The organism is Streptomyces sp. NPDC005784 (genome assembly GCF_042871525.1).
In the GTDB taxonomy this organism is placed as follows: domain Bacteria; phylum Actinomycetota; class Actinomycetes; order Streptomycetales; family Streptomycetaceae; genus Streptomyces.
The window spans coordinates 28660-54034 of record NZ_JBIAIQ010000043.1; the positions used below are offsets into that span (position 1 = coordinate 28660).

At 69.5% G+C, this 25375-nt stretch carries 21 protein-coding genes and 6 pseudogenes; 11 read left to right on the forward strand and 16 right to left on the reverse strand.

Annotation, left to right across the window (positions count from 1 at the left end):
• Positions 1-69: 69 nt before the first annotated feature.
• Positions 70-1341 (reverse strand): annotated as a pseudogene (locus tag ACFYR3_RS38815) (IS256 family transposase).
• Between the two features lie 144 nt (positions 1342-1485).
• On the opposite strand from ACFYR3_RS38815, the pseudogene ACFYR3_RS38820 reads away from it, so the two are divergent.
• Together ACFYR3_RS38820 and ACFYR3_RS38825 are read left to right on the forward strand one after the other, a co-directional pair.
• Positions 1486-2029: pseudogene (locus ACFYR3_RS38820) on the forward strand (DUF2637 domain-containing protein); the annotation flags it as partial.
• Positions 2030-3496: 1467 nt separating this feature from the next.
• Positions 3497-3646: a hypothetical protein gene (locus ACFYR3_RS38825; RefSeq protein WP_389286754.1), complete on the forward strand. Its 150-nt coding sequence runs from the start codon at positions 3497-3499 to the stop codon at positions 3644-3646.
• A gap of 444 nt (positions 3647-4090) precedes the next feature.
• Here ACFYR3_RS38825 and ACFYR3_RS38830 read toward each other — a convergent pair whose 3' ends face one another.
• The 5 genes and pseudogenes from ACFYR3_RS38830 to ACFYR3_RS38850 form a co-directional block, all read right to left on the reverse strand.
• Entirely contained in the window at positions 4091-4492 is a 402-nt protein-coding gene (locus tag ACFYR3_RS38830; protein ID WP_389286756.1) for a DUF6009 family protein, read from the reverse strand.
• Positions 4489-4671, reverse strand: a pseudogene (locus ACFYR3_RS38835) (DNA primase); the annotation flags it as partial. The pseudogene ACFYR3_RS38835 and the gene ACFYR3_RS38830, both read right to left, overlap by 4 nt.
• A 518-nt stretch (positions 4672-5189) precedes the next feature.
• Entirely contained in the window at positions 5190-6227 is a 1038-nt protein-coding gene (locus tag ACFYR3_RS38840) for a hypothetical protein (protein ID WP_389286758.1), read from the reverse strand.
• 11 nt (positions 6228-6238) lie between these two features.
• Entirely contained in the window at positions 6239-7159 is a 921-nt protein-coding gene (locus ACFYR3_RS38845) for a hypothetical protein (RefSeq protein ID WP_389286760.1), read from the reverse strand.
• 6 nt (positions 7160-7165) lie between these two features.
• The gene (locus ACFYR3_RS38850) at positions 7166-7627 is read right to left on the reverse strand and encodes a hypothetical protein (RefSeq protein ID WP_389286762.1); all 462 of its coding nucleotides are present in this window, start codon (positions 7625-7627) and stop codon (positions 7166-7168) included.
• Positions 7628-7866: 239 nt separating this feature from the next.
• Between ACFYR3_RS38850 and ACFYR3_RS38855 the strand changes: the two are divergent.
• The 5 genes and pseudogenes from ACFYR3_RS38855 to ACFYR3_RS38875 form a co-directional block, all read left to right on the forward strand.
• A pseudogene (locus tag ACFYR3_RS38855) lies at positions 7867-8007 on the forward strand (thioredoxin); the annotation flags it as partial.
• A 1202-nt stretch (positions 8008-9209) separates the two neighbouring features.
• Complete coding sequence (locus ACFYR3_RS38860) at positions 9210-9596, forward strand: hypothetical protein (protein WP_389286804.1); 387 nt, start codon at positions 9210-9212, stop codon at positions 9594-9596.
• 224 nt (positions 9597-9820) lie between these two features.
• Positions 9821-10360, forward strand: coding sequence for a 2Fe-2S iron-sulfur cluster-binding protein (locus tag ACFYR3_RS38865; RefSeq protein ID WP_355846153.1), 540 nt, complete (start codon positions 9821-9823; stop codon positions 10358-10360).
• Positions 10357-11352 carry a xanthine dehydrogenase family protein subunit M gene (locus tag ACFYR3_RS38870; protein ID WP_355846150.1) on the forward strand — a complete coding sequence of 332 codons (996 nt, stop codon included), beginning with the start codon at positions 10357-10359 and terminating at the stop codon, positions 11350-11352. The genes ACFYR3_RS38865 and ACFYR3_RS38870 overlap by 4 nt, the downstream gene beginning before the upstream one ends.
• Before the next feature lie 34 nt (positions 11353-11386).
• Positions 11387-13705 (forward strand): xanthine dehydrogenase family protein molybdopterin-binding subunit, encoded by a 2319-nt coding sequence (locus ACFYR3_RS38875; protein WP_389286764.1) that lies wholly within the window; start codon positions 11387-11389, stop codon positions 13703-13705.
• 358 nt (positions 13706-14063) lie between these two features.
• On the opposite strand, the gene ACFYR3_RS38880 is transcribed toward ACFYR3_RS38875, so the two are convergent.
• Positions 14064-14942: a helix-turn-helix transcriptional regulator gene (locus ACFYR3_RS38880; protein WP_355846144.1), complete on the reverse strand. Its 879-nt coding sequence runs from the start codon at positions 14940-14942 to the stop codon at positions 14064-14066.
• A 102-nt stretch (positions 14943-15044) separates the two neighbouring features.
• Here ACFYR3_RS38880 and ACFYR3_RS38885 point away from each other — a divergent pair, with 102 nt between their 5' ends.
• Positions 15045-15740 carry an SDR family NAD(P)-dependent oxidoreductase gene (locus ACFYR3_RS38885; protein WP_355846141.1) on the forward strand — a complete coding sequence of 232 codons (696 nt, stop codon included), beginning with the start codon at positions 15045-15047 and terminating at the stop codon, positions 15738-15740.
• Positions 15741-15938: 198 nt separating this feature from the next.
• On the opposite strand, the gene ACFYR3_RS38890 is transcribed toward ACFYR3_RS38885, so the two are convergent.
• The 3 genes and pseudogenes from ACFYR3_RS38890 to ACFYR3_RS38900 all read right to left on the reverse strand — a co-directional run.
• Positions 15939-16667, reverse strand: a complete 729-nt coding sequence (locus tag ACFYR3_RS38890; RefSeq protein WP_389286767.1) for a hypothetical protein — start codon at positions 16665-16667, stop codon at positions 15939-15941.
• A 59-nt stretch (positions 16668-16726) separates the two neighbouring features.
• Positions 16727-16969: a hypothetical protein gene (locus ACFYR3_RS38895; protein ID WP_389286806.1), complete on the reverse strand. Its 243-nt coding sequence runs from the start codon at positions 16967-16969 to the stop codon at positions 16727-16729.
• Positions 16970-17089: 120 nt separating this feature from the next.
• Positions 17090-17335 (reverse strand): annotated as a pseudogene (locus ACFYR3_RS38900) (ATP-dependent DNA ligase); the annotation flags it as partial.
• Between the two features lie 465 nt (positions 17336-17800).
• Between ACFYR3_RS38900 and ACFYR3_RS38905 the strand changes: the two are divergent.
• Positions 17801-18648 (forward strand): annotated as a pseudogene (locus ACFYR3_RS38905) (DNA polymerase III subunit alpha); the annotation flags it as partial.
• 70 nt (positions 18649-18718) lie between these two features.
• On the opposite strand, the gene ACFYR3_RS38910 reads toward ACFYR3_RS38905, so the two are convergent.
• The 5 genes from ACFYR3_RS38910 to ACFYR3_RS38930 form a co-directional block, all read right to left on the reverse strand.
• Positions 18719-19414 (reverse strand): MBL fold metallo-hydrolase, encoded by a 696-nt coding sequence (locus tag ACFYR3_RS38910; RefSeq protein ID WP_389286769.1) that lies wholly within the window; start codon positions 19412-19414, stop codon positions 18719-18721.
• A gap of 84 nt (positions 19415-19498) precedes the next feature.
• A complete protein-coding gene (locus ACFYR3_RS38915; RefSeq protein WP_389286771.1) occupies positions 19499-20020 on the reverse strand; it encodes a 3-isopropylmalate dehydratase in 522 nt (173 codons plus the stop codon).
• Complete coding sequence (locus tag ACFYR3_RS38920; RefSeq protein ID WP_389286773.1) at positions 20020-21273, reverse strand: aconitase/3-isopropylmalate dehydratase large subunit family protein; 1254 nt, start codon at positions 21271-21273, stop codon at positions 20020-20022. Before ACFYR3_RS38920 ends, ACFYR3_RS38915 begins: the two co-directional genes overlap by 1 nt.
• Positions 21273-22298, reverse strand: coding sequence for an oxaloacetate decarboxylase (locus ACFYR3_RS38925; RefSeq protein ID WP_389286775.1), 1026 nt, complete (start codon positions 22296-22298; stop codon positions 21273-21275). Before ACFYR3_RS38925 ends, ACFYR3_RS38920 begins: the two co-directional genes overlap by 1 nt.
• Positions 22186-23631: an MmgE/PrpD family protein gene (locus ACFYR3_RS38930; protein ID WP_389286777.1), complete on the reverse strand. Its 1446-nt coding sequence runs from the start codon at positions 23629-23631 to the stop codon at positions 22186-22188. Before ACFYR3_RS38930 ends, ACFYR3_RS38925 begins: the two co-directional genes overlap by 113 nt.
• Before the next feature lie 124 nt (positions 23632-23755).
• Between ACFYR3_RS38930 and ACFYR3_RS38935 the strand changes: the two genes are divergently transcribed.
• Positions 23756-24448: a GntR family transcriptional regulator gene (locus tag ACFYR3_RS38935; RefSeq protein ID WP_389286779.1), complete on the forward strand. Its 693-nt coding sequence runs from the start codon at positions 23756-23758 to the stop codon at positions 24446-24448.
• 198 nt (positions 24449-24646) lie between these two features.
• On the opposite strand, the gene ACFYR3_RS38940 is transcribed toward ACFYR3_RS38935, so the two are convergent.
• Positions 24647-24802, reverse strand: a complete 156-nt coding sequence (locus tag ACFYR3_RS38940; protein WP_389286781.1) for a hypothetical protein — start codon at positions 24800-24802, stop codon at positions 24647-24649.
• 98 nt (positions 24803-24900) lie between these two features.
• Between ACFYR3_RS38940 and ACFYR3_RS38945 the strand changes: the two genes are divergently transcribed.
• On the forward strand, positions 24901-25359 hold the full coding sequence (locus ACFYR3_RS38945) for a hypothetical protein (RefSeq protein ID WP_389286783.1): 459 nt from the start codon (positions 24901-24903) through the stop codon (positions 25357-25359).
• The last annotated feature ends 16 nt before the right edge of the window (positions 25360-25375 follow it).

Below are 25375 nucleotides of genomic sequence, written 5' to 3' on the forward strand. Positions count from 1 at the left end.
CTGTTTTTGGACCGACAGCCCCCCTCAACGGGGTCTGTAAAGCGAGCGGTGTAACTGGGCTTGGTGTGGCTAGAGTTGGCCTGCGGTGAGGCGGCCGTCGAAGGCGATGTCGAAGGCGTTCATGGCACCCTTCCAGCGCATGGTCCAGCGTTTACGGCCGGCGCCGGTGGGGTCGAGGCTCATGACGGCCATGTACACGCATTTGAGGGCGGCCTGTTCCGTGGGGAAGTGCCCGCGGGAGCGGACGGCCTTGCGAATGCGGGCGTTAACGCTCTCGATGCTGTTGGTCGTGCATATAATGCGGCGTATTTCTGCATCAAACTGGAGGAAAGGCGTGAACTCTGCCCAGGCGGACTCCCACAGCCGCACGATCGCCGGATACTTCGTTCCCCAGACCTCGGCGAACTCCAGGAACCTTGTCGTGGCCGCATCCTCGCTCGGAGCGGTGTAGACGGGCTTCAATGCCTTCGCGATCTTGTCCCAGTCCTGGCGGGCCGCGTACCTGAACGAGGCCCGCAGCAGGTGAACTACACACGTTTGCACCACGGTGCGCGGCCACACCTCACCGACCGCGTCGGGCAGCCCCTTCAGCCCGTCGCAGACCAGCATGAGGACGTCTTCGACGCCCCTGTTCTTGAGCTCGGAGAGTACTCGCAGCCAGTGTTTCGCGCCTTCACCGCCGTCGCCGGCCCACAGGCCGAGGATGTCGCGGTGTCCCTCGGCGGTGACCGCCAACGCCATGTAGATCGACCTGTTCGCTACTTGGCCATCGCGAATCTTGACGTTGATCGCGTCAATGAAGACGACCGGGTAGACGCGGTCGAGCGGCCGGTTCTGCTATTCCGCCATGCCGTCCATCACCTTGTCGGTGATCGTGCTGATGGTCGTCTTGGACACGCTCGCGCCGTAGACCTCGGCCAGGTGCGCGGAGATTTCCCCGTGCGTGAGGCCCTTTGCGGACAGCGAGAGGACCATCTCGTCCACGCCGGTCAGCCGGCGCTGCCGCTTCTTGACGATGGCCGGCTCGAAGGAGCCCTCCCGGTCACGGGGCACGTCGATCTCGACCGGCCCGATGTCCGTCAGCACCGTCTTGGACCGGGTGCCGTTACGGGAGTTGCCGCCGTCCTTGCCCGCCGGATCGTGCTTGTCATAGCCGAGATGGTCGGTGATCTCGCCCTCGAGAGCGGACTCCAGAACCCTCTTGGTCAGCTGCTGCAGCAGGCCGCCCTCGCCGGTCAGCTGCAGCCCCTTGCTCCGGGCCTGCTCGACGAGCTGGTCGATCAGCCTCTGCTCGACCGCCGCAGCCTCCGGTGACGGATCTGCCTGATCATCGGCGGCCACGAACTCGGTCACGGTGTCAGTCACTTGATGTCTCTTCCATGATCATCAATTACACCGGTGAGCGTACAGACCCCGACGCCATCGACCTCCTCGGCCGCGCCCTCGACCCAGCGTCATTGCATGATCGAGATCTGTCCGGGTTCGTCAGGTGAGACCGTCCTGCTCGCTCTGGACCTGCTACTGACCTGGATCCGCATCCCGTTCCCCCTGCTGCGCCAGACCGCGTGGCTGCTGACGGTGGCGACGATCGCCTTCAACGGCGCGGCGGCCTGGCCGGACCCGCTGGGTGTCGGCATGCACGCCGTCATCCCGGTCCTGTTCGTGGTCTCGGTCGAGGCGGCCCGCCACGCGACCGGCCGAATAGCCGACATCACCGCCGACAAGCACATGGAGGGCGTCCGCCTCACCCGCTGGCTGCTCTCCCCGCTCCCCACGTTCCTGCTGTGGCGCCGGATGAAACTGTGGGAACTGCGCTCCTACGAACAGGTCATCAAGCTGGAACAGGACCGACTCGTCTACCAGGCCCGCCTGAACTCCCGCTTCGGCCGCGCCTGGCGCCGCAAGGCCCCCGTCGAGTCGCTGATGCCGCTGCGCCTGGCACGCTACGGCGTCCCCCTCTCGGAGACGGCCCCGTCGGGTCTGGCGGCGGCGGGCATCAAGCCCGCGCTGCTGCCGCCGGCACCCGTGGCGGTCGAGGCGTCCGTTCAGGCCCCGGCGGCCCCCGCTGCGCCCGAGCACTTGGACCTGGAGGTGAACCGGCCGCCGGTCGGATACGCCCAGCCGACCCCGGATCAGACCAAGGCGCAGACCCGGGCCCGGATGCAACAGGAGCAGATGTCTCGGGCGCAGGCTCAGATGCCCCTGGCGCCGATGTCGGCTCCTGCATTCCAGGATGCCAGTGAGAGTGGTCTGTTCGCGGACGCCTACCAGTCGTGGGTTGCTCAGTTCCTCGGGGTGCCCACGCCGGGCCAGTTCGCCCTGTTCCTACGGGACCGGTTCGCCATCACCACAGCAGCAGGCGACCCACTGTCCGATGAACAGCTGTCCCCCATTTTGGCCAGCCTGCAGCAGCGTTATGAGCCGAACACCCCCGATGCTGCTGAGGGCGGGCGTGCCAGCGATGACGTGGACTGGGAGGAGTTCTTCTACCGGGCCTGGACCGACTTCGCGCATGAGTACGGCAGATACCCGGACGCGGCCGCACTGGCTCGCTACGTCTTCGAGCGCGACGGCATCACCACCACGGCCGGCGAACCCCTCGTCGCGCAAGACCTTCACGCCTTCGTCCACGCCTTTCAGCAGCGGGACTTCGGTGAGGGCGGACCGCCCAACAGCGAGACGCTGACGGACCCTCGCAAAACGAAAAACGCTCCGGATCCCGCCCCCACGGTGCCTCCTGCCAGCACGGGAGTGCCGGCAGCCCTGGAGGTACCCGGCCCGAAGGTGAACGCAGCCATCGACGAGCCACAACCACCCGCGAGCGAAGACAACGCCCTCACGGTGGTCGACCGGTACTACCTCGCGTGGAAGAACTACGCGAACGTGCACGGCCAGGAGCCAACAGGCAAGCAGCTCTCCACACGTCTCGCCAGCGAAGGCGTGACCGGCCGCGGCGGCAATCCGATCAGCCCGTCCACGCTGCGCCGCTACTTCCTGCCCTTCCGCATGTACCACGTCTGGGCCGACCACCGGACGCGCGCGGACAGTCCCTCAGCCGAGAGCGTGGCCCAGGACTGCGCACACCGGGGAGTCACCGCCCAATACGGCAGACCCATCACCGCCCAGGACATCACCCAGCAGGCCGGCGACTTCGAACGCCGCTGGCACGCCATCACCAACAACGCCAGCGAAATGTAGTCCAGCCGGGAGTGCAGGTGTCACGCCACCCTGCGGGGCTCCTTCACCTGCCGGTATCGCGTCTGCGGCATGTCGCCCTGGTGCGCCTCGTTCAGGTCCCGGGCGGGCTCCACCCTGCTCCCGTGCGCTGCTCGGAGTCCGGGCTGAGGCTACGGGTAGGTGGCGGTCGTGACGGCCGTATCGCCGCGCAGGTCGACCTCCACCGGTAGCGCACGGTTCCGTCCGGCCAGTTCTGCCGGGCGGCGATGGGCGCATACCGCCACTTCCCGGCCGATCTCAACTCACGACGTGGGAGTGGATGCTCCCCGGCGAGAGAGCGCCGACCGGACCGGACCGCCGGGGCGCGAAGCCGCCCGCCGTCCCCGTCGCCGCGATCGACGACCCGGCGCTGCCGGAGGTGCTGGCCGAGCTCGCGGCGTTCCCCAAAGCCGCAGCCCACTTGGACTGAGAGCGGGTCCGTCAGTAGGAGCAGCCATTCCGCGATCTCGTCGTCGAGCGGGCTGGCAGCTGCCGCGCCACGCGTACCGTCGAACCCCGGGATCGAGGCGCCACCCGCGGCGAGGGTTGCACCATAAGCATCGCCCCAGTAACAGGGCACGATTTCCGAGTCGGAAAAAAGCGCCCTCAATCCCGACGCGACAAGGCTGGCCAACGCATCGAAGCGCTTGCGGCGCACGCCAGTTCCGTGAACGAAGATGAACCGCATGCGGACCAGCCCTCCCCCATCGTGCTGTCTGCTGGCAGGAGAATATCCGAACGCGCGGCAATCGCCGCATAGACCCGAAAGGCCGGATGTCAGTCGACACCGTCCGGGGCAGCTCTCTGCGGCGCGGCGCCACGGGATTCCTGGGTCTTCGCTGCGACCCGCAGCCGCGGCACTTTCATCGGCCTGCTACAGCGGGAGTGTTATGCCAAGTTCCTGCATAGCGGTGGAGGGCGGGCCGCCTTCGGAGCGTTCGGTCTTGTAGCCCTTCACGCGTGGCTCGAGCGTACGAGGGTCGACGGCTTCGGCGGGGGCGCCCTTGGTGTAGAGGCCCTCGGGCTCGGAGTCACGATCGTGGGGCAAGAGCCAGAAGACGCGGCGGCGGAAGGTGCCGGAGGCGCGGGAGGGTTTGGCGGTGGGGCCCAGCAGGGCGTAGCCGACCATGCGGCCGTCGCGGTGGTAGGGGGGTTTGGCTTTGCGGGTGGGCAGGCGGTCCAGGCGCTGGCGGACGTAGTCGAGGTCGGTGACGTCCTCGAGCCAGACGAGTTCGGTCTCGTGGTTGATCTCGTCCTCGGTGATCAGGGAGCTCATGCGGTGGCTTCCCTCTCCTGGTCGGCGAGCAGTCCGATGCCCGGGTAGTACTTGCGCTGGTTGGACGTCATCATCTGCTTCGGTGAGGCGAGCCCCACCAACTCCCGTGTGCGGGCAGCGAACGCGCGGGAGGACAGTCCGGGTGCTCCTTCATTCTGACACCACGTCCGGTAGGCGCTTCGTCCCAACCGTGGACATGGCCGTCCGCGCACGGAATCAGGCGGCCATCGAGGATCCAGCGCACCGCGTGGGTCAGGCTGACGCTGTCGACCGCCTGCCAGCCGGATTCGGCCTTGTAGCGGGCGATGACGCCACGCACCAAGCGTGGGGTCTCCGAAGGACCGGTCAGATGCAGGGAGGGTACCGCCGATCATCCACGGCCGCGGGCGGTCTCGGTCGTCGAACCAGCACACCTGCACCCCGTCCGTGGCTTACCGGTCGGTGCGCTCGTGTACCTCACGTTCGCTGATCGGTGAGAGCTGCGCCTCCAGCGTGAAACGGCGGCCGTCTGCACAGACCGCCAGAACATCAGCCCGCCACCCGCCGTGCGGAGCGGCAACCTCCAAGGTGGCGTGCCAGCCGGCAGCGCGGGCCGCGGCCGCCAAGTCGGCCTTGAGCAGGAGATGTCCCGGACTTTCTCCAGCGAGGGGACAGTCTGGCGTCCGGCTCTGACGTGGCGGGGGTGTTCCGGTTGGGTTCAGCCCCCGAAGGGCGAAGGTGCCACTTCGGGTGGAACGGTCGCCGTGGCCAGAGCGACCGTCTCTGGGTTGATCAGGCCGCTGAGATCGCGGAGATCGAGCGTGGCGGAGCCGACGCCGCAGCCGTAGGCGAAGAGGTAGTAGGGGGCGAAGTCGACGACGAGTTCACCGCCGGACTGCACCCCCGTCTCCATGCTCTGCTCATAGCTGCTGGGCGTGACCGTTCCCTCGGGCATCTGGCCGCCGGCGAGGAGAGTCGCCGCGTCTGTAGTGCAGGAGCCACCGTTCGTGCCCCTGATCTTCGGGGCGATCAGCCTGGCCAGCCTGGTGGCACCTGCGGCTTGCCTGGCGGCGGGAAGAAGGAGCTGATTCTTGTCCAGAATCGTCCAGGTGTCTGTGTCGATATTGATCCAGTCGTCGATCACCGCACCGTGGGAGCCACCAGCGTATTCCTCGCCGGTGAACTGAATCACGGCCAGTCGGCCGACCTGGTTGATCCTGGGCAGCTCGGAGAGGGTGAAGGCCCCACCCTGAGCCTCGTCGGACGTAGCCTCGCCGACGGTGGCGAGGAAGCCCTTGACGTCATCGTTGATCCGGCTCCTGATCGTCGAGTTGAGCGCGTCGACAGCCTGGTTCGCCGACCAGAAGACCGGCAGGGTCGTGTCGACCTTGTACTGGACGCCTCCCGCTCCGACTCCACTGCGCGTGACCTTGGTGGTGCAGCTGCGCCAGGTGGCCGTGGAGAACAGGAGCTCGACCTTCGGAGGCGGGGCGGTGACGACGTTCGGTGCGGCGGCGCACCAGGCGGACGGCTTGTCGCTGGTCGGGCTGACGCTCGGTACGGCCGTGGACCTTGCCGTGGCGCTGGCTGTCGGATCCACGAAGGCGCCGGTGGTCACGCTGACCGAGGGTGTGGCGGATCCAGGAGCCACAGCACTCCGGTATCTCACCAGGTACCCGACGAGCCCGGCCGCGATCACGGCGCCGACCAGCACCAGCGTCATCCTGCGATTCGTGCTCCTCTCGGCCAGCTTCATCTGCTTCTCACCTACCTCGCCGCAGCCGCGGCGCCCTGGACCAGTTCGACCGTGCACGGTGTGCCGCACATCGAGTCCATCGCCTTCGCGCGGTCAGTGACGGCGAAGGCGCCGTCCTGACTGTCTGGGGCGACCGCCTGGTCGTAAGCCGAGGCGAATCCCCTGGTGTGGAATGGCCGGGATCTGTCAGTCAGTGTCTGCGTGGTGCGCGTGCCGTCGACGACTTCCTCAAGCACGAGTTCGTAGGTGACATCCCACTTGACGCTCTGGAAGGTGAAGCCGAAGTTCACGGTCTCACCCTCCTTGAGTGAGACCGTGTGGTCTTCGAAGAAGCGTCCGCCGAATGCCTTCTCCTCGGGATCGGCGTTCCGGGGGACGGGGATCGGTTCGTCGAGGTTGAATCCGATCTTGATGTTGGTGTCCTCGCCCTGGGGCGGATAGACGAGCAGGGTCCCGCCCGGAGCCGGGGGGACCTTGCTGAGGATCTTGATGTGCATACCCGTGATGTCGACGGTGTGGCTGCGGTTGCCTTCGGCAGTCACCAGCGTGGTCGTCTCGTAGGTGTCCACCTTGTCGGACCGCTTCGACATGATCGCGGACAGTTGGTCGGTGGAGAGCGTCTGTCCGGCCTTCAGCAGTCTTCCCGGGAAGAGCCACGCCCCATTGTGGTTCGCGACAGTTTCCGTGGTCTGGACCGTGACACGCAGGCGCGGGCCACTGGCCAACGCGTCCCTGACATCCGGGTCGCCGGTGAGGTAATAGACCGCGCCGAAGGCGACGACTACGGCGAACGCTATCGCCCCCGCCCACTTCGCCCTGTAGTAGTGATTCGTTACCTGCAAGTCGCCCACGTCGCCTGCAGCTAGGACGTTGACACTCTCCTTGCCGGAGCGGACCTGCTGACGCACCTCTCGGCGGTCCCCATCGCCCACCGACTGCTACCTCCTTTCCTCAGGAGGGAGCACGACGTTTCCGCCGCCCACGATGTTCCGGCTGCGGCGGCCCGACTTCACGCGCTGATCGAGCGGCGGCGCCGGCACGCTTCGCTTGGCCGATCCTGGCGCGCCCGTCCCAGCGACGCTGATGTCCCCGCGGGCCACGATGTTCTCGCTGTCCCGACCTGCCGTGACCTCCTGCGTATCGGTCGAGCCGGTCGTGGTGGGCCCGGTCCCGGGACCGGGCGTATCGCCGCTGCCCCGGGCCCACTCAAAGGCGCTGACCGCCAAGCCGCCGAGGAACACGGCAACGACCATCGCCACGGCCCACCGGTCGCTGTCGGCTCGGGGGGTCCAAGAGAACCTGAGCGTCATCATCACCGTCGCGCTGCCCCCGAAGACCAGGACCGCAACCGCCACCCGCCACGCCACCGGCCGCCAGGGCTTTGCGTCAAGGTCGCTCATACGGTCAATGTTCGCACGCCACAGGTAAGTTGGCATCGGGAACAGCTCGACTCCGGGGGCCTGAGGGTCAGTAGCTCTGCTTGCCGTCGGCGACGTTGACGACCGGGTTGAAGACCTCCTTGTGGCCCGGCAGGGAGTACTCGGCGAAGGCGGACCTGCCCTCGGAGGCGGCCACTCGCCGCGCCTACCCGAAACACCTCCCGAGCCTGCCCTCAGCTTGGATAAATGCCAAGCTCAGGATGAGCGGAGTACCGGCCCTCGCATACTTCACCGGGACATGGCCCAAGGCGATCGAGCCCTGCCGGGCGATGGACCTTGTCGTGGGTTGCATCGCCGACGAGTACACGGGCCGTCTGACGGCCGTCCGCAGCCCGTGGACAGCTCAGCAGCGCATAAATCAAGCTCGACGGCCACCGGACGGTGCTGTGGCGGTCGGCGGAGACGGTACAGCTCCAGGCCCGGTCCGGACGGGAGGTGACGTCCGCCTGGATGGACATCGCGCTCGTCGGGATGGAGCTGCCGCCGGGTGTCGTTCTCGACGGTGTTATGTCACCTGCTGGGCTGTCTCAGCCTTCCGGTCTCTCACCCAGTTCGGGACTGATGGCCAGCCAGTGCAGGGAGAGCTGCCCCGTCATACCTCCGGAACGCGCCGGTTGTCCCACCTGAAGGTGCCCGTACCCTTTGCCCAGCTGAGCCCGTAGATCCCCAGCGGAGCCAGAATTTCGGGCGCACCTGCTGCATCTTGTCGGGGCCGGTGGAAGCGGGTCACAGACCAGGCGCCCCGGCTCCAGTTGCGGCAGTACTGCCAGGGCGGGACGTCGCACTTGGAGCATGCCACCCCGGCGCACGCGTTCCAGGCCCGGCGCAGGACGGCGTCAACGGTGTGAATGTCTTGGCCCGTTGGTTTTGCGGTGAGGGTGAAGTACTCCATCAGCCGATGATGGCAGCCGGTTCAGCTGCACGTCATACGAACCGTCTGCTCCCAGAATGAACGGCTGCCCCTCGCGAACGCCCACACGATCGAACAGCGGCGCCGGCTCGGGCGCGGCGGCTGGCAGAGACGCATCCGGCACTGTTCACCGTGTGGGAGGGGGCGGGACGGGGTCTTCGACAGAGCCCCGGGCAGGCCTTGGACCTCGCCGGCCTGCAGCCCTCGGGCAGGCCGGCCGCGACGCGCATTCAGGAGATCCGAGACCTCGCCACCCGGCACGGCATCGGCCCGAACGGGGTGTGCGGGCGCTGGAGCACCCAGCACCAGCTCAAGTACGTGGACGAGCTCCTGAACAAGGCAAGGAACCGTCTGCGCAGAACGTCTGGCAGATCTGCAGCGGCTTTGCTCACGGCCGGGAATGGGCCACGCTGGGTCTGCTGGAACGCACGGTCCACAGCCACGTCGGGAACGTTGTCCAGGTGCGCCTGTCCAACTCCGGCGAGGTCCTGCTGAACATGCTGGCCATGACGACGGCGCTGTCGGCGGAGGCCAGACGACTCTTCGAGGAGCGCCGCATCAGTCACCAGTAGGGTGCAGGCGAGAAGCCTTGCAGCCAATCGGGATGGAGCGTGTCGGGTGGCTAGGGTTGCGGTGTTCTCCGCAGGATCGTGGGGGACGGCCATGGCGAAGGTCTTCGCCGACGCCGGCAACGGCGTCATGGTCCACGCGCGGCGGGACGAGGTCGTCGACGCGATCAACACCCGGCGGCAATCCGATCAGCCCGTCCACGCTGCGCCGCTACTTCCTGCCCTTCCGCATGTACCACGTCTGGGCCGACCACCGGACGCGCGCGGACAGTCCCTCAGCCGAGAGCGTGGCCCAGGACTGCGCACACCGGGGAGTCACCGCCCAATACAACAGGCCAATCGCTACCGACGACATCCTCAACCACACAGCCGACTACGAACGCCGCTGGCACGCCATCAGCAAACACCAAGCCGAAACCCTGCCCTGAATCCGGCCACCACATCAGCTTGAAGTCCTGCTCCGTCTCGGTGAGTGCCTGGGCGCCGAGGGACGAGGTGGAGTCCGCCGCGTCGCTGCTGGACGATGACCGAGCCCTTCCCCCGGCGCCGACCGGCCGACCGGCCCGGCGACGGGGGCCGCGGGGTGCCCTGGAGTGGCCGGGACGCGTGAGGCGTCGCAGCCTGGATACGCGGTGTGCACGGACACCCCACCCCGTCCGGAAGACCCTCCTTGCCATGACCAGCGAAAAGCCGCTCGACCCGCACTCGAAGATCACCCTCCGGGTCAACGGCAAACCCCATACCCTGCTCGTCGACCACCGGCGGGTCCTGCTGGACCTGCTCCGCGAGGACCTGAGCCTCACCGGGTCCAAGAAGGGCTGCGACCACGGCCAGTGCGGCGCCTGCACCGTCCTGGTGGACGGGCGCCGCGTCAACGGCTGTCTGCTGCTCGCCGTCACCCTCGACGGCAGCGAGGTCACCACCATCGAGGGCCTCGGCGGCGACGGCGAGGAACCGCACCCCCTCCAGCGGGCTTTCCTGGAACGCGACGCCTTCCAGTGCGGCTACTGCACACCCGGGCAGATCTGCTCCGCCGTGGGCATGATCGCCGAGGCCGCTGCCGGTCACCCGTCCCACGTCACCGACCCGGCGGAGCCCTCCGGCCGGCCCGTGCCGCTGGACGGGACAGAGATCCGCGAGCGGCTCAGCGGCAACCTGTGCCGGTGCGGCGCCTATCCGCGCATCGTCGAGGCGGTGGAGGACGTGATCGGGTGAAAGGCTTCGGATACCTCAGGCCCACCGGCGTCGAGGAGGCCGTCGAGGCCTACGCGGCCCACCCTGGCGCCCACTACCTCGCCGGCGGCACCAACCTCGTCGACCTCATGAAACTCGGCGTGGAGACCCCTGGCGTCCTCATCGACGTCGGCCGGCTGCCGCTGGACTCGGTCGAGGAACTGCCGGACGGCGCGCTGCGCGTAGGCGCCACCGTCCGCAACAGCGATCTCGCCGCCCACCCGCTGGTCCGCGACCGCTACCCGGTGCTGTCCCAGGCGCTCCTCGCGGGCGCCTCCGGACAGCTCCGCAACGCCGCCACGACCGGCGGCAACCTGCTCCAGCGCACCCGCTGCCCCTACTTCCAGGACCTCGACAAACCCTGCAACAAGCGGCAGCCGGGCAGCGGCTGTGGTGCCCGCGACGGCGTGCACCGCGATCACGCCGTGCTGGGCCACTCCCCGCACTGCATCGCCACCCACCCCTCCGACATGGCCGTCGCCCTGGCGGCCCTCGACGCCCGGGTCGAGCTGTACGGCGCCGAGGGCGGGCGCAGCATCCCGGTGGCCGACTTCCACCGGCTGCCTGGGGTCCGTCCGGAGCGGGACACCGAGATCCGCCCCGGTGAGCTGATCACCGGCGTCCTGCTGCCGGCCGCCCAGGCCGGTGTGCCCTCCGCCTACCGCAAGGCCCGCGACCGTGCCTCGTACGCCTTCGCCCTGGCCTCCGTGGCCGTCGTCCTGCGGGTCGCGGACGGCGTCGTGGACCAGGTGGGGCTCGCCTTCGGCGGCCTCGCCCCCCGGCCCTGGCGAGCCCACCACGCGGAGACGGCGCTGCTGGGCGCGGCAGCGACCCCCGAGGCCTTCGAGGGCGCCGTGGCCCTGGAACTGGACCGCGCCGAGCCGTTGCGCGACAACGCCTACAAGGTGCCCCTCGCCCGCAACCTCGCCCTGGACGTCCTGAATCGCCTCGCCCCCGCACCCGCGACGGCCTGACTTCTTCCGGACCCGCCCGACCCCAGGAGAACCGATGGCGAACGACCCACTGGAGCACGGCGGCCCGCTGCCCGGGTCCGGTCTGCCGCACGACGATCCGATGGCCGCCACCGGACCGGCCCGGGACGATCCGCGGGCCGGCGCCGCTCTGCCGCACGACGACCTCCTCACCCGCGCCGCCTCCGCCGCCTCGGGTGAGTCCGACGAGGGCCGGCAGCCCCCTACCGGCGCCCTGGAGCAGGACCCCCACCCCACCCCGCGCCCCGGCACCGCCCTCGGGGCGCCCGCCGGGCGGCGGGAAGGGCGGGAGAAGGTCACCGGTACCGCCCGTTACGCCGCCGAGTACCCGGTGCCCGGCCGCGTCCACGCCTGGCCCGTGCCGGCGGCCGTGGCCCGGGGCCGGGTCACCGGCGTGGACACCTCGGCCGCGCTCGCGCTGCCCGGCGTCCTCGCCGTGCTGACCCCCGGCGACGCCCCGCGCCTCGGCGAGACGGACGACGCCACCCTCGCCGTCCTGCAGAACCGCCACGTGCCGCACCGGGGCTGGTGCGTCGCCCTGGCTGTCGCCGAGACCCTGGAGGCGGCCCGCGCCGCCGCCCGGGCCGTCCGCGTCGGCTACGCCACCGAGCACCACGACGTGGTACTCCGCCCCGACCACCCGGACGCCTACGAGCCCCAAGGGGGCGCTCAGCCGGGCCGCCTCGAACACGGCGACCCATACGGCGCCTTCGCCGCCGCCGACGTCCGCCTGGACACCGAGTACCGGGTGCCGCCCTTGCACAACCACCCCATGGAACCGCACGCGAGCACCGCGCACTGGGACGGCGACCGGCTGACCGTGTACACCTCCAGCCAGGGCAGCACGACCGTCCAGTCCGTGCTCGCCGGTCTCTTCGACCTGCCCGAGGAGCACGTCACCGTGGTGGCCGAGCACGTCGGCGGCGGCTTCGGCTCCAAGGGCACCCCGCGCCCCGACGTCGTCCTCGCTGCCATGGCCGCACGGCACACCGGCCGGCCGGTCACGGTGGCCTACCCCCGCCGGTACATGCCCACCGTCGTCGGCCACCGGGCCCCCACCCTGCACCGGCTGCGCCTCGGCGCCACCGCCGACGGACACCTCACCGCGGTGCTGCACGAGGTCACCACGCACACCTCGCACGTCAGGGAGTACGTGGAGCAGGCCGCGGTGCCGTCCCGCGTCATGTACACCGCACAGCACCTGCTCAGCTCCCACCGGGTGGTGCCGCTGGACGTCCCCAGCCCGTCCTGGATGCGCGCCCCTGGCGAGGCCCCCGGCATGTACGCCCTGGAGTCGGCGATCGACGAACTCGCCGGGGCCCTCGGTGCGGACCCCGTCGAGCTGCGGATCCGCAACGAGCCGGAGAGGGAACCCGGCAGCGGCAAGCCGTTCAGCAGCCGGCACCTCGCCGAGTGCCTGCGCGAGGGCGCCCGCCGCTTCGGCTGGGACCGGCGCGACCCGCGCCCGCGCTCCCGGACCGAGGGCCCACTGCTCATCGGCACCGGAGTGGCCGCGGCGACCTACCCGGTCCTGATCCGGCCGTCGACCGCCACCGCCCAGGCCCTGCCCGACGGCACCTTCCTCATCAGGGTGAACGCGGCCGACATCGGCACCGGCGCGCGCACCGTCCTCGCCCAGGTCGCCGCCGACGCCCTCGGCGCGTCCCTGGACCGGGTGCGCACCGAGGTGGGCCGCAGCGACCTGCCCCCGGCGTCGCTGGCCGGCGACTCCTCCGGCACCGCCTCATGGGGCTGGGCCGTGCACGAGGCGTGCGCCGCCCTGGCGGCCCGGCTCGCCGAGCACCCAGGTCCGCTGCCCGCCGAGGGTCTCCTGGTCCGTTCCGACACCGCCGGCCGGGCGGACGCCGACTCCCCGTACGCCCGGCACGCCTTCGGCGCCCACTTCGCCGAGGTCGCCGTCGACACCGTCACCGGCGAGGTACGGGCCCGCAGGATGCTCGGCGTCTTCGCCGCCGGGCGGATCCTCAACGCTCGCACCGCGCGCTCCCAGTTCGTCGGCGGCATGATCATGGGCCTGGGCATGGCCCTGACCGAGGGCAGCACCATGGACGGCCCGTTCGGCGACTTCACCGAGGCCGACCTCGCCTCCTACCACGTGCCCGCCCACGCCGACGTCCCCGGCATCGAGGCCGACTGGATCGAGGAGGACGACCCGCACCTCAACCCCATGGGCAGCAAGGGCATCGGCGAGATCGGCATCGTCGGGACCGCCGCCGCCCTCGGCAACGCCGTCCACCACGCCACCGGCATCCGGTTCCGCGAACTCCCCCTCACCCCGGACCGCGTCCTCACCGGCCTGCTGGCCGAACGGTGACGACCGCGACGAGGGACACCGGAAGGGGAACCGCCCGAGTGCCGGGACTGCTGTGGGAGCGAGGGCTACGACCCCGCGGAGGAACGCCTGCGGGAGTCTGTGCACCCTGGGCAACGGCTACTTGGGTGCGGCTCTTCCTCAGCGAGCAGGTGATGCCGTGCGCCGTTGCCGTGCGTGCGCGGACGGCGGATCGTCGTGTTCTGAGACGTGGTCTTGGAGGCGGCTATGGTGTCGTGGCTGGAGAAGCTCGACCGGCGGGAGGCTGCCGCGCGGGAGGAATTCGAGCCTGCTGTGTGGCCGCCCGTACACCTTGGCCTCGGCGTGTCTTCTGTACGCCCGTATCCGGCCGGCCCGATCGTTAGGACGTAGAGAACAGACCAGGCCCCGGAGGCGAGGAGCCCTCGGCGCGGACGCCATTGGTGACCCGCAGGAACTCCAGCTTTTCCGCATCGGCGGAACCCGCGGCCACCGTGTAGACGACGAGTCGGATGTCGCAGCCTGGGACGGTGAGCACGTCGCAGTCGCAGATCACCTCACCCACCTGGGGGTGTACCACGGTCTTGCGGGCCGAGACGTGCGGGCCGACCGTGCCCTCGTCCCACAGACGGGCGAACTCCGCGCTGGTGAACCGCAGTTCCTCGACGAGGTCGGTCAGGCCCCGGTCCCGGGGGTAGTCGATGAGAGCTGTGCGCAGGTCGGCGACGAGGGCAGGTTTGAGGGCATCGTCGTCTTGGAGCACGGGCCAGGACGCGAGCCGGCTGGGCCCCGTGGCGAAGACCGCTCGTGCCAGGTTGCGCTCGTCGTGTGTCCGTGCACTGGGGTCGCCCATCAGTACTGACCATGCGGGGGTCCAGTACAGCAAGGTCCAGTCGGCGCTGAACACGCCCACGGGGAACTCCCCGAGGCGGGCCAGCATCCGTTGGACCCCGGCCGGAACATGCGTGGAGACCGTTCCCTCCTGGGGAGGCAGGAGGCCGGCCAGCCGGAAGGCGTGATCGCGCTCCATGGGCTGCAATTGCAGTGCCCTGGCCAGGCTCGCGACGACCTGCGCCGATGGGCTTTTGGCGCGGCCCTGTTCCAGGCGGACCACGTAGTCGACCGACAGCCCGGCGAGTTCTGCCAGCTCCTCGCGTCGCAGCCCCACCGCGCGTCGTCCGGGCCGCGAGGTCAGTCCGACGTCGGCGGGCGAAAGGCGGTCACGCCAGCGGTGCAGTGCCGTGCCCAGGGTCTCGTCCACTCGGCCATTGTGTCTGCCGGACCGTCGTCGTGCCTGGTACTGGCTGTCCTACCGTCACGGAGAGCACTGGTTGTCCTCTCGGCACGGGCCGAGAGTGGACGCATGCCTACAACATTCATCACCGGAGCCAACAAGTCCCTCGGGTATGAGACCGCCCGCCGCTTGATCGAGGCCGGCCACACCGTCCTCATCGGTGCGCGTGATCCAGAGCGCGGCCGGGCGGCCGCCGACGCACTCGGTGCCCGTTTCGTCCAGATCGATGTGGCAGATGACGCGTCGGTGGCTGCGGCCGCCGCCGATATCGAGGCTCGCGAGGGCGGCATCGACGTCCTGATCAACAACGCAGGCGTCTTCGGGACGCACAGCCCCGCCGACCAGATCACAGCCGCTGACGCCAGTGAGGTGTTCGAGGTCAATGTCGTCGGGATCGTCCGGGTGACGCACGCGTTCCTGCCTCTGCTGCGCAAGTCCGCGAGCCCAGTCATCGTCAATGTGTCCAGCGGTATGGGATCGTTCGCGGCCACCCACGACGCAGAGCGCGTCGAGTCGAGGAACCTCGCGCCGCTCTACACGGCGTCGAAGGCGGCCGTGACCATGCTGACCACGCAGTACGCGAAGTCCTGGCCGGACGTGAAGGTGAACGCGGCCGACCCGGGCTACACCGCGACCGACTTCAACGGGCACAGCGGCCCGCAGACAGTGACCGAGGGGACCGACGCGATCGTCGAACTCGCCGCCATCGGGTCGGACGGACCGACGGGAACCTTCCGCGACCGTCACGGTGAGATGGCCTGGTGATCCACCCCTGAATTCGGGGCGTGCCCGGCACGGACCAAGGTTCCAGAGTGGCGAACTCGTGCAGAGATCTTTCATCTCGCCGGGCATCCCCAGGGTCGTCTTGGTGGGCGTGTCAGCGATCAACGGCTCTGTCACGGCAGCTGCAGTTCGTGAGAGAGGGCGCTGCGTCCGGTGGCCCCCAGCCGTCCGCGGCGGGGTTCAGCCAAGCCCGTCGCCGGGCGCCACCGGGTGCGTCTCCAGCTCCGGAGCGGCCAGCAGATCGGCGATCAGTGCCCGGGACCCGCCGACGTAGGTACTTACCAAGTCCACGTCACCGCCCAGGCACCAGGCACGGTCCTGCGGCCACCACAGGTCGGGCAGTTCGGCGAACTCGTCCAGAGATACCGGCGAGACGGCATCGGCCAGCGTCCCGGCGAGCAGCACTTCGTCCCGGCCTGGAGTCTCGAAGGAAGGAACTTGGTCGAAGTCCCACCGTCCGTAGCCGCTCCACAAACCGAACCAGCAGTGCTCGGAAGTCCGGGTGTGCCGGGCCAGGATGGGGATCAGGGTCTGGGCGACAGCGGGCGGAGTCGGACCTTCCGTCGGATGCTCGTCCCAGATACCGGGCAAGCCGTACTCGGCGGTGTTGTGGTAGTCGCGGTCCATCCCGATCAGCTCGTGCCAGTCTGTGCCCGGTGTCACCTCGCGCTGGTAGGCGGCAGCCACCGCCGTCCACCGCACCGGCCGCTCGCTCAGGGAAGCCGGATGCAGAACCCGGGCGTAGGCGGCGAATCCGGGCGCGGCGACGCCCGCCACCGTTCCGAAGTCGCCGTGCCCTGGGACACGCTCGGTGAGCCAGCGGGCCGGGCCGAGATCGACGGTCTGCACGCGCAGGCGTCCGTACCATTCGGGAGCGAGATCCCGGTCCACCGGTCGATAGTTGTCCACCCCGCACAGTCTGCCTGGCCGGCCGCTGGTGACACCTACCGTGCGTCGGCACATTCCTGTCATGCGATGGCCACTGCCGTGACGTTGTTCCAGCGGCGGTGGCAGTCAGCTGCGCGATGCTGGTGTCGGCGACGCCAGTGTGACCAGCGCAGGGCATGTGCCGGGTCGGTGTCCTGGTGGGGCCGTGGCAGGGTGAACACCCGGAACAGGGCGAGGAGTTCGCGCGGGCTGATGGGCACCATGGCCAGCTCGTCGGCGAGTTCGACCCGGTCGCGTGCCTTCGCGGAGGGTGCCGACGGCACAGTGAGGCGACCCCCGTGGTGTGGCGCCTGCTGGCGGTTCTCGGTAGCCGGCACCGCGCGCAGGATGGCTGGTCCTCCCTCGAGGAGACGCAGCAGTTCGGCGCGGCGCTCGGCGTATGGCTGGGGGCGCCAGTCCCTCTCTCCGACAGCGAGGACATCGAAGAGCGCGACGTGGACAGTGAAGTCGGCGCCGGCTCGAGGGCCGCGGCTGGCAGTCCGGCTCTGCAGACGGTCGAAAGCCACGCCAGATCCGTCATTGAGCACTGCGACGAGCTCGCCATCAAGGACGGCGTCCTGCAGGTTCGAGGCGGCCTGCGCGACGTCGGCGAACTGGCGGGAGAGATCGGTGCTGTGGCGGCTCCACACCCGTCCGGCCGCGGTGTGAATCTGGCATCGCCACCCGTCCCACTTCTGTTATGCGCTGTTGAGCTGTCCGCGGATACCGTCCGGCGCCATGTCGATCAGGGGTGGCGGGTGCACTTCACTCGCCGCGAGAGGCCAAGGCCACGCGCTGCCGGACGGCCGCGTACGCCTGTGCGCGGCGGCGCGCACGTCATCGAGCCGCCGTTGCGGACCACTCTGCTCGCGCAGACCGTGGCCGGGTGAGCTCGGCTTTGCCGACTGGTGTCCGCCGCGCACGCCGAGGCCGACGGCGCGGCGCCGGTCGTGTCCTGGCCCACCCTGCGCGCGCACGCCGATCAGGACCTGGTGGTACTGCTCGGCCCGGCCTCCGAACTGGTGCGGGCCCTGTCTATCGGCCGTCCCGACGTAGCCGAGCAGCTACTGGCGCCGTGGCGGGAGCTGGCGGGTGACCGGCTGCGGCTGGAAAGTGTGTACCTCGGCCTGGAAGGAACCGGGGCCGGCTCGCTGCGGCTGGCGGCGCGCACCGTGGGCCTGGGAGACCAGCTCGGTGTCCGGACAGTCCTGTCCAACGTGGTCCGCTATGCCGACTCTGGGCAGCGTCGGCTGGCCGATGTCCTCGATGCTGCCCGGCTGCTGCGGCCCATCGACCGCCGCCAGTTGGACGCCGGCGAGCGGTGGCTGAAGGGCCCGGAGATGATGGCCGCGGCCGCCGAGCGGATCGCCCGGGCTGTCGGTGGTGAGCGGGCCCGGGCGGCGCGCCTGCTGGCCGAGGCCGAGGCCACCGGCCAGTCGTGCACCCTCACTCCGGCCGAGCTCGGTCTGGGGCGGCCGCACTTTCCCGAACCGTCCGTGGTGGGCGCCGGGGCGGAGGCGGGTTCGGCGATGCGGCTGCTGCGGCAGCGCTGCGAGGCGGGCATGGTCGCCCGCGGCCTGGAGGGCGATGAGCCCGCCGTCCGGCAGCTGGAGTACGAGCTGGACGTCATCGGCCGGCTGGGGTTCGAGGGCTACTTCCTGGCCGTGGCTCAGGTGGTCGCGGACACCCGCGGCCTGGGGATCCGGGTCGCCGCGCGCGGGTCGGGCGCCGGCTCGATGGTCAATCACTCGCTGTTTGTCGCGACGGCGAACCCGTTGGAGCACCGGTTGTTGTTCGAGAGAGATTTCTGAGCGAGCGGCGTACGTCGCTGCCCGACATCGACCTGGACGTGGAGTCTGAGCGCCGCCTGGAGGTGTACGACGCGATCATCAGCCGGTTCGGGCGGGAGCGGACCGCGGTCACCGGCAGGCCCGAGACCTACCGGGCCCGGCACGCACTGCGCTTCCCTGTCAACTTCTGCGTGTTGAAAGTGGGGTCGGCCTGTAGAGCGGCCGCCGTCTGGGTGTCCGGGCTCAGGATTCCGAGCGGAATTGCTGCAGGAACTCCTGGAAGGAGTGCGCCTCACTGCCCGTTAGTGGGGCGCCGTGGGCAAAGCCGACTGCGTTGAGGTTCTGGGGGATGCGGGCCAGGCTGCCGGGCCTGAGGTCGGGATCGGCGGCGAGTGCGGCGGGGCCGATGGCGAGTTTGCCGCGGTTGAAGGCTGCGTCTCCCATGAGGATGGTCTTGCTCGGTTCGTGCAGCAGCACGATGTGGCCGGGCGAGTGGCCGGGGGTGTGGATGACGCGCAGTCCGTCGCTGCCTTCCACTACTTCACCGTCGGAGACGGTGCCGTCTGCGGTGGTGGGGGTCCAGTGGAGTTTGGGCAGGTGGTCGATGAGGCGGCCGATGGTGCCGGAGCGTCCCTCGGCTGGGACGCGTCCGGCTTCCAGCCAGGCGCGGTCGGCGTCGTGGATGAGGATGCGTGCGCCGGTGTTGCGGCGGAGTTCGGCGGCACCCTGTACGTGGTCGGGGTGGGCGTGGGTGAGGATGACGCGGCGGATGTCGGAGGGCTTGCGGCCCAGGGCGGCGATCGTGTCGAGGAGTGCTTCGGGGGCTTTGGACCAGCCGACGTCGATGAGGGTGAGGCCGTCGTCGCCGTCGATGAGGAAGGCGTTGTCACGCTTGCTGGTGGCGATCTGGGTGACGCCGGGGGAGAGCTGGCTGTGCATGAGGGTTCCTTGATCGTGGAGTGTGCAGTCCCTGACGGGGAGGGAACGGTGTTGGGGCGGCGCCGACACCGCCCCGACACCAGCTCAGTGGCCGCGTGCGGCCGCCGGGGCGGGTAGGTAGCCTTCGCGGGCGAGTTTGGGCAGGATGCCGCCGTTGGCCAGGATGTCGAGGACCAGGGGCGGCAGTGCGCCTCCGTCCAGGCGGGTTCCGGACGTGGTGTTCTCGGCCCAGCCTTCGGCGAAGTCGAGGCGTGCGGTGTCGCCGTCGGTGAATGCCTTGGTGGCGCCGGGGACGGTGAGTGCGGGCAGGCCGTGGTTGATGCAGTTGCGCAGGAAGAGGGAGTTGAACTCCTCCGCGATCAGTGCGGCGATACCCAGTTCGCGAAACAGTGCGGCGACGGGGCGCGATGAGCCGAGGCCGAAGTTGCGGCCCGCCACCACGATGTCGCCTGCCTTGACCTGGTCGGTCCAGCCGGGCCGCAGCTCGTAGAAGATGTGGCGAGCGGCTTCGGGTACGGGCAGTTTCATAGCGAAGGCGGGGTACATGGCGTCGGTGGTGACGGAGTCGCCGACGACCCAGACGTGTCCGGTGATGAGGGTGTCCATCAGCTGAGTTCTCCTCGCGGGTCGGTGACGTGGCCGGTGAGGGCGGAGGCGGCGACGGTGGCTGGGGAGGCCATGTAGATCTCGGCGTCGGGGCTGCCCATGCGGCCGGTGAAGTTGCGGGTGGAGGAGGTCAGGCAGACCTCGCCGGGGGCGAGGAGTCCCATGTGGTAGCCGAAGCAGGCTCCGCAGGTGGAGTTGGTGACCACTGCACCGGCGTCGGCGAGGTCCTGGAGGTAGCCGGCGCGCATGGCGTCCTTATAGACCTCCTGAGAGGCCGGGGTGATCAGTAGTCGTACTCGCGGCGCGACTTTGCGGCCCCGCACGATGTCGGCGGCGATCTTGAGGTCTTCGAGTTGTCCGTTGGCGCAGGACCCGATGAAGCACTGGTTGACCGGACGCTTCTCGATCGCGGATATCGGCAGCGAGTTGTGGCTGACGGTGCCGGGGCGGGCGACGTAGGGCTCCAGCGACGAGAGGTCGACGGTGCGTACGGCGGCGTAGATGGCGTCCGGGTCCGGATCGGCTGCTGTGTAGGAGCCGTGGGCGGCGCCGTGGGCGGCGAGAAAGTCGCGGGCGAGGTCGTCGATGGGGAAGGTGGAGAAGTCGGCGGAGATCTCGGCGCCCTGGGTGGCGATGGTGCGCCGGTCGTTCATGGGGATCGAGGCGAGGCCCGCTCCGCCGTACTCGAGGTTGTGGTTGGTGGCGTCACCGTAGGTGCCGGCGATGTACAGGAAGATGTCCTTGCCCGAGACAGCGTCCGGCTTGGTGCCGGTGAACTCGTAGCGGATGGTGGGCGCGGCCTGGAACCAGGTCTTGCCGGTGCACAGGATCGAGTACACCTCCGCCGGCCCCAGGCCGCGGGCGGCGGTGTTGTAAGCGCCGCCCGCGCAGGTGTGGGAGTCGGTGCAGGCGAGGATCTCACCGGGGCGGGCCAGGCCGTTCTCGGCGATGACCTGGTGGCAGATGCCGTGCCGGCCGACGTCGTAGAACTTCTCTATGTGGAAGTCGCGGGCGAACGCGCGGGCGTGGGCGCCGCCGATCGCGTCGTGCACGTGGGGTGCGGGCACGGCGTGGTCCATGATCACCGCGACCTTGTCCGGGTCGTTGATCTTCAGGGGCTGGACCCAGCTGGTGGCGAACTGCAGGTCGATCATGACGGTCATGTCGACGTCGCAGACCACCGTGTCACCGGCGCTGACCTTCTCCACGCCCGCTTTGCGGGCGAGGATCTTCTCCATCATCGTCATGCCCATCAGGCACCGTCCTTCGCGTTGTCGTGGTAGCGCTCGCCGATTGCGGACCACTCGCGCAGCCCGACGAGCTCGAACAGACCCTGCGGGCCGGGCGTGGCCTGGGGCATGGTGCCGCCGAGGCGGCCCAGGGCCTCCAGCCCGTGCAGGACGTAGGGGGCGAGCAGCGCGCCGGGGTGGATAGCGATGCGGTAGCCGAGCTCGGCGAGCCGGTCGGGCGCGGTGTCGGGGGTGAGGCCGTCCTGCACCATGTTGATCAGCAGCGGGGCGTCCACCTCGGCGGCGATCTTCTCGATTTCCCCGATGTTCTGAGGGGCTTCGACGAAGAGGACGTCGGCGCCTGCGGTTGCGTAGCGGCCGGCGCGGTCGATCGCCTCGTTGATGCCCAGCGGTCCGCGGGCGTCGGTCCGCGCGATGATCACCAGGTCGTCATCGGTGCGTGCCTGGAGCGCGGCGTCCAGCTTGTCGGTGAACTCCCCGGGGGTGACGAGCTCTTTGTCGGGCAGGTGGCCGCACTTCTTGGGAAATGCCTGGTCCTCCAGGTGGAGGGCGGCGACTCCGGCCTTCTCGTACTCGCGTACGGTGCGCGCCACGTTCATCGGTGCGCCGTAGCCGGTGTCGGCATCGGCGATGAGCGGGATGCCGTCGAGTGCGGTGACCACGATGCGGGCCCGCCCGGTCATCTCGCTCTGGGTGAGCAGCCCGATGTCGGGCAGGCCGAACCCGGCGACGGACACGCCCGCGCCGCTCAGGTAGGCGGCGCTGAAACCGGTGCGCGCCACGAGGTGGGCGGAGAGGCCGTCGAACACGCCCGGGGCGGTGATCAGACTGTCCTGGGCGAGCAGCGCGCGCAGCCGGCCGCCCGCCGTGCTTGTTGAGACGGTGACATGGGGATTCCTCGCGGTTCGTGGCGGGTCAGTCGAGGACGCTGCGGGCGGGTGCGGCCAGCAGTTCCACCAGACGGTCGAGATCGGGTTGTTCTTCGAGGTCCAGGACGATGCGTTCGAGCTCTGCGGCCCGGTCGGCATCGATGACTGTGGTGGTCAGCGCCCGGTACTTCTCACGGATTTCCGTGTTGGTGAGCGGGTCGTCCGGGCCGCCGTGGGGCTGGTTGAGGGCCTGGGTGAGGACCTCGCCCCCGCGCAGCGTGATCGTGAGGCGGGTGTTGTAACCGCGCTGGGTCCAGGCGGGGTCCTGCGGCTCGTCGACCTGCTTGACCTCGGTGCGGCCGATCAATTGCCAGACGTCTTCGGCGTCGATCCGGGCGGGCGTGAACTGCTCCGGCCGCACGTGGCAGTCCAAGAGGGCCACGGCGGCGGCGTAAGCGATGTTCATCTGGGCGCCGATGGTGGTCAGGGGGCGCTCGGGGGTCCACCACCCGTGGTGGTAGATCGCGTCAGGGACCTCGATGAGGATGGAGCCGATGTCGTCGGCGCTCAGCGTGCGGCCGTCGGCCATCGCGATGGCGGCGTCGATGGCGGGATGGAGCCCGCCCATGGCCGCGTGGATCTTCACCGTGATCTGCTCGGTGTTCCATACCTGGCCCAGGCCCTTGGTGATCTGGGTGGCGTCGGGGTCGTGGCCTTCACCGAAGGTGGAGAGGAAGCCGCCGTAGGGGCGCTCGAAGACCCTCTTGATGCCGGTGTAGCCGGCCTGGGCGAGCCCGGCGGCGTAGAAGCCGTTGCGGGAGGCCAGACCGTGATGCATCCGCTTGGACATGGCCTCGTACTGCGCGGCCATCAGGCCCGCGGACTGTGTGGCGGCCAGGCCGAGCGCGTCCTCGAATGCGGCGGCATCCAGGCCGCGCAGGACGCCGGATGCGGCGGCGGCCGCATGCGTGCCGAAGACCGAACCCGAATGCCAGCCACGGGACAGCATTTGCGAACCGTGCAGGGCCAGGCCCACCCGGGTGCCCGTCTCGAAACCCAGGACCGACGCCCTCAGGAACTCCGCGCCCGTGACCGACGGCAGCTGCGATGCAGTGGACAACAGTGCCGGCAGGACCAGGGAAGTGCTGTGCAACGGCGCGGCCGGGTAGTAGTCGTCGAGCTCGAAGCCCTGAATGAACGTGCCGTTCAGCACGGCGGCTGCCGGGCCGCTGGTGGTGCGCCCCCAGCCGATCACCGGGACGTTGCCGGAGCCCTCCAGGTTCAGGACCGCTTCTACAGCGGTGCGCGACCAGGGCAGCTGGGCGCCGATCAGTGCGCAGGCCAGGCCGTCGAGCACCAGGTGTGCGGCCCGCTCCCGCACGTTGGCAGGGATCTGTTCCAGCGAGGTGGTGGTCAGCCAGGTGGCCAGCTGCCCCGTGGGGCCCTCAGGGTTGGTGGGCTGTCGGGCGGTCGTTGGCGTCGGTGCGGACACCGCGCTCACCTCCAATGTCGTGGGACTCGGCTCGGGCGGAAGGAGTGGTCCGGACTCCCGCGACGCTCTCATATTACAATTTATAATATCTAGTTTTCAGCGGGTCGGTGGGTAGCATGGGCGGGTGGCACTGAAGCGAACCTCTCTTCCCCGTACCGCCGAGGCTGTGGCCCTAGCGGAACTCCGCGACGCGATCGTCCGCGGTGACCTGCCCCCCGGCGCCCCGATCCGCCAGAGCGCTGCGGCCGAGGAACTGGGGCTGAGCGTCATCCCGGTCCGCGAGGCCCTCAAGACGCTGGCCGGGGAGGGGATCGTCACCTACGTCCCGCAACGCGGCTACACCGTCACCGAGTTGAGCCCACAGAGCGTGGACGGCATCTTCCGGATCAGGGAACTCCTGGAGGGCGAGGCCGAGGCGAACGCGGCGGCCCGCATGCGGCCCGAGGACATTGCCGCGATGCGCACCGCTCTTGAGGCCCAGCGAGCCGCCGTCGCCGGAGTCGATGTGCCGGGCACGATTTCCGCCAACCGGAATTTCCACTTCGCGCTGCTCGACCGCTGCGACAACGAATGGATGCTGCGCTTCATACGGCAGCTGTGGGAGGCCCTGGAGCCGCACCGGGCGCTGGCCTACCGGCGGGCAGCCGCGGCAGGGGACGCCGTCCGGGCGGAGGCGATCCTCGGCGAGCACGAGGGGATCGTCGCCGCCTTCGAGCAGAACGACTTCCCTCTTGCCCTGCGCCTGCTTGCCGAGCACCGCACCGGCGGCCGGTCGGACTTCCACCGCCTGCTGGTGGTGGACGCGGCACCGGTATAGGCGCACCGCACGACATCGTCCAGGCCATCGGCCGCGCGCTGCGGCAAAAGCCCGGGCAGGGGCCGTGACCTTCTGAGCACGGTCACCTCCGTCCACGAAGCCGGCGACGCCCTCGGCCTGAGCGCCGAGCACATCCGCCTCTACTGCGACCTCACGGACGTCAGCACGACCGCCCCCAGTGCCGCAATCGGCAACCTCTCAAACCAGCTCACGCCCGTGGCTGCCGAGGTCCGCCAAGGCGTTCTTGCTCCGGAACAGCTCCGTGACTTTTACGAAAACCAACAACTGGAACTCGCGCACATCGCACAGATGGCGTCCTGCAACCCCGATACCGTCCGCGCGCTGCTGATCCACGACGACATCCCACTCCGCCCGCGGCCCGACCGCCTGCCCCGCGTCCCGACATCACCCGCGCATGGCTCCACCGCGAGTACGTCGAAAAGCGGCGCAACATGGCCGAACTCGCCCGCGAACGCCGCGTCAGCCACTACCACCTGACCACCCTGGCCAGAGGATGGGACCTCCCGATCCGCAGCACCGAACGCCGCTACAACGCCATCGGCCACCTCGACCTGCCCTGGACCCCGTCCCCAGCCATGCAGGCCGTGACCGCATCCCCCACGGCACTCGACCGGCTGCAAACCATCGTCCAAGTTCCAGGCCATCCCAGCCTCGCCGCCGCGGCGCGGGCCATCTACGACGGACGCGACGGCGCTCTCAGACAGCGCATCACAAAGATCGAAAAGGTTGCCGGATTCCAGATCATCGACCGCTCCGCCAGCCGCCTCACCCCCACCCCACGCGGATACGACTTCCTCCGCGAGGCCACCGAGATCCTCCACATCGCTGACAAGACCCGTCCCAAATGCCAGGAAGCCCTGGAACAGAGACGCCGGGAGAGGGAAACCTGACTGCTTTTGCTGCGTG

Coding starts and splice junctions, on each gene's coding strand:
- ACFYR3_RS38830 (WP_389286756.1), bottom strand. CDS start 4,492: ATGAGCTCCCTGATCACCGAGGACGAGATCAACCACGAGACCGAACTC.
- ACFYR3_RS38850 (WP_389286762.1), bottom strand. CDS start 7,627: ATGAGCGACCTTGACGCAAAGCCCTGGCGGCCGGTGGCGTGGCGGGTG.
- ACFYR3_RS38945 (WP_389286783.1), top strand. CDS start 24,901: ATGGCCGAACTCGCCCGCGAACGCCGCGTCAGCCACTACCACCTGACC.
- ACFYR3_RS38920 (WP_389286773.1), bottom strand. CDS start 21,273: ATGGGCATGACGATGATGGAGAAGATCCTCGCCCGCAAAGCGGGCGTG.
- ACFYR3_RS38825 (WP_389286754.1), top strand. CDS start 3,497: ATGCTCCCCGGCGAGAGAGCGCCGACCGGACCGGACCGCCGGGGCGCG.
- ACFYR3_RS38925 (WP_389286775.1), bottom strand. CDS start 22,298: ATGCCGACCGGGCCGCAGAGCTCGAACGCATCGTCCTGGACCTCGAAG.
- ACFYR3_RS38840 (WP_389286758.1), bottom strand. CDS start 6,227: ATGAAGCTGGCCGAGAGGAGCACGAATCGCAGGATGACGCTGGTGCTG.
- ACFYR3_RS38875 (WP_389286764.1), top strand. CDS start 11,387: ATGGCGAACGACCCACTGGAGCACGGCGGCCCGCTGCCCGGGTCCGGT.
- ACFYR3_RS38915 (WP_389286771.1), bottom strand. CDS start 20,020: ATGGACACCCTCATCACCGGACACGTCTGGGTCGTCGGCGACTCCGTC.
- ACFYR3_RS38910 (WP_389286769.1), bottom strand. CDS start 19,414: ATGCACAGCCAGCTCTCCCCCGGCGTCACCCAGATCGCCACCAGCAAG.
- ACFYR3_RS38865 (WP_355846153.1), top strand. CDS start 9,821: ATGACCAGCGAAAAGCCGCTCGACCCGCACTCGAAGATCACCCTCCGG.
- ACFYR3_RS38885 (WP_355846141.1), top strand. CDS start 15,045: ATGCCTACAACATTCATCACCGGAGCCAACAAGTCCCTCGGGTATGAG.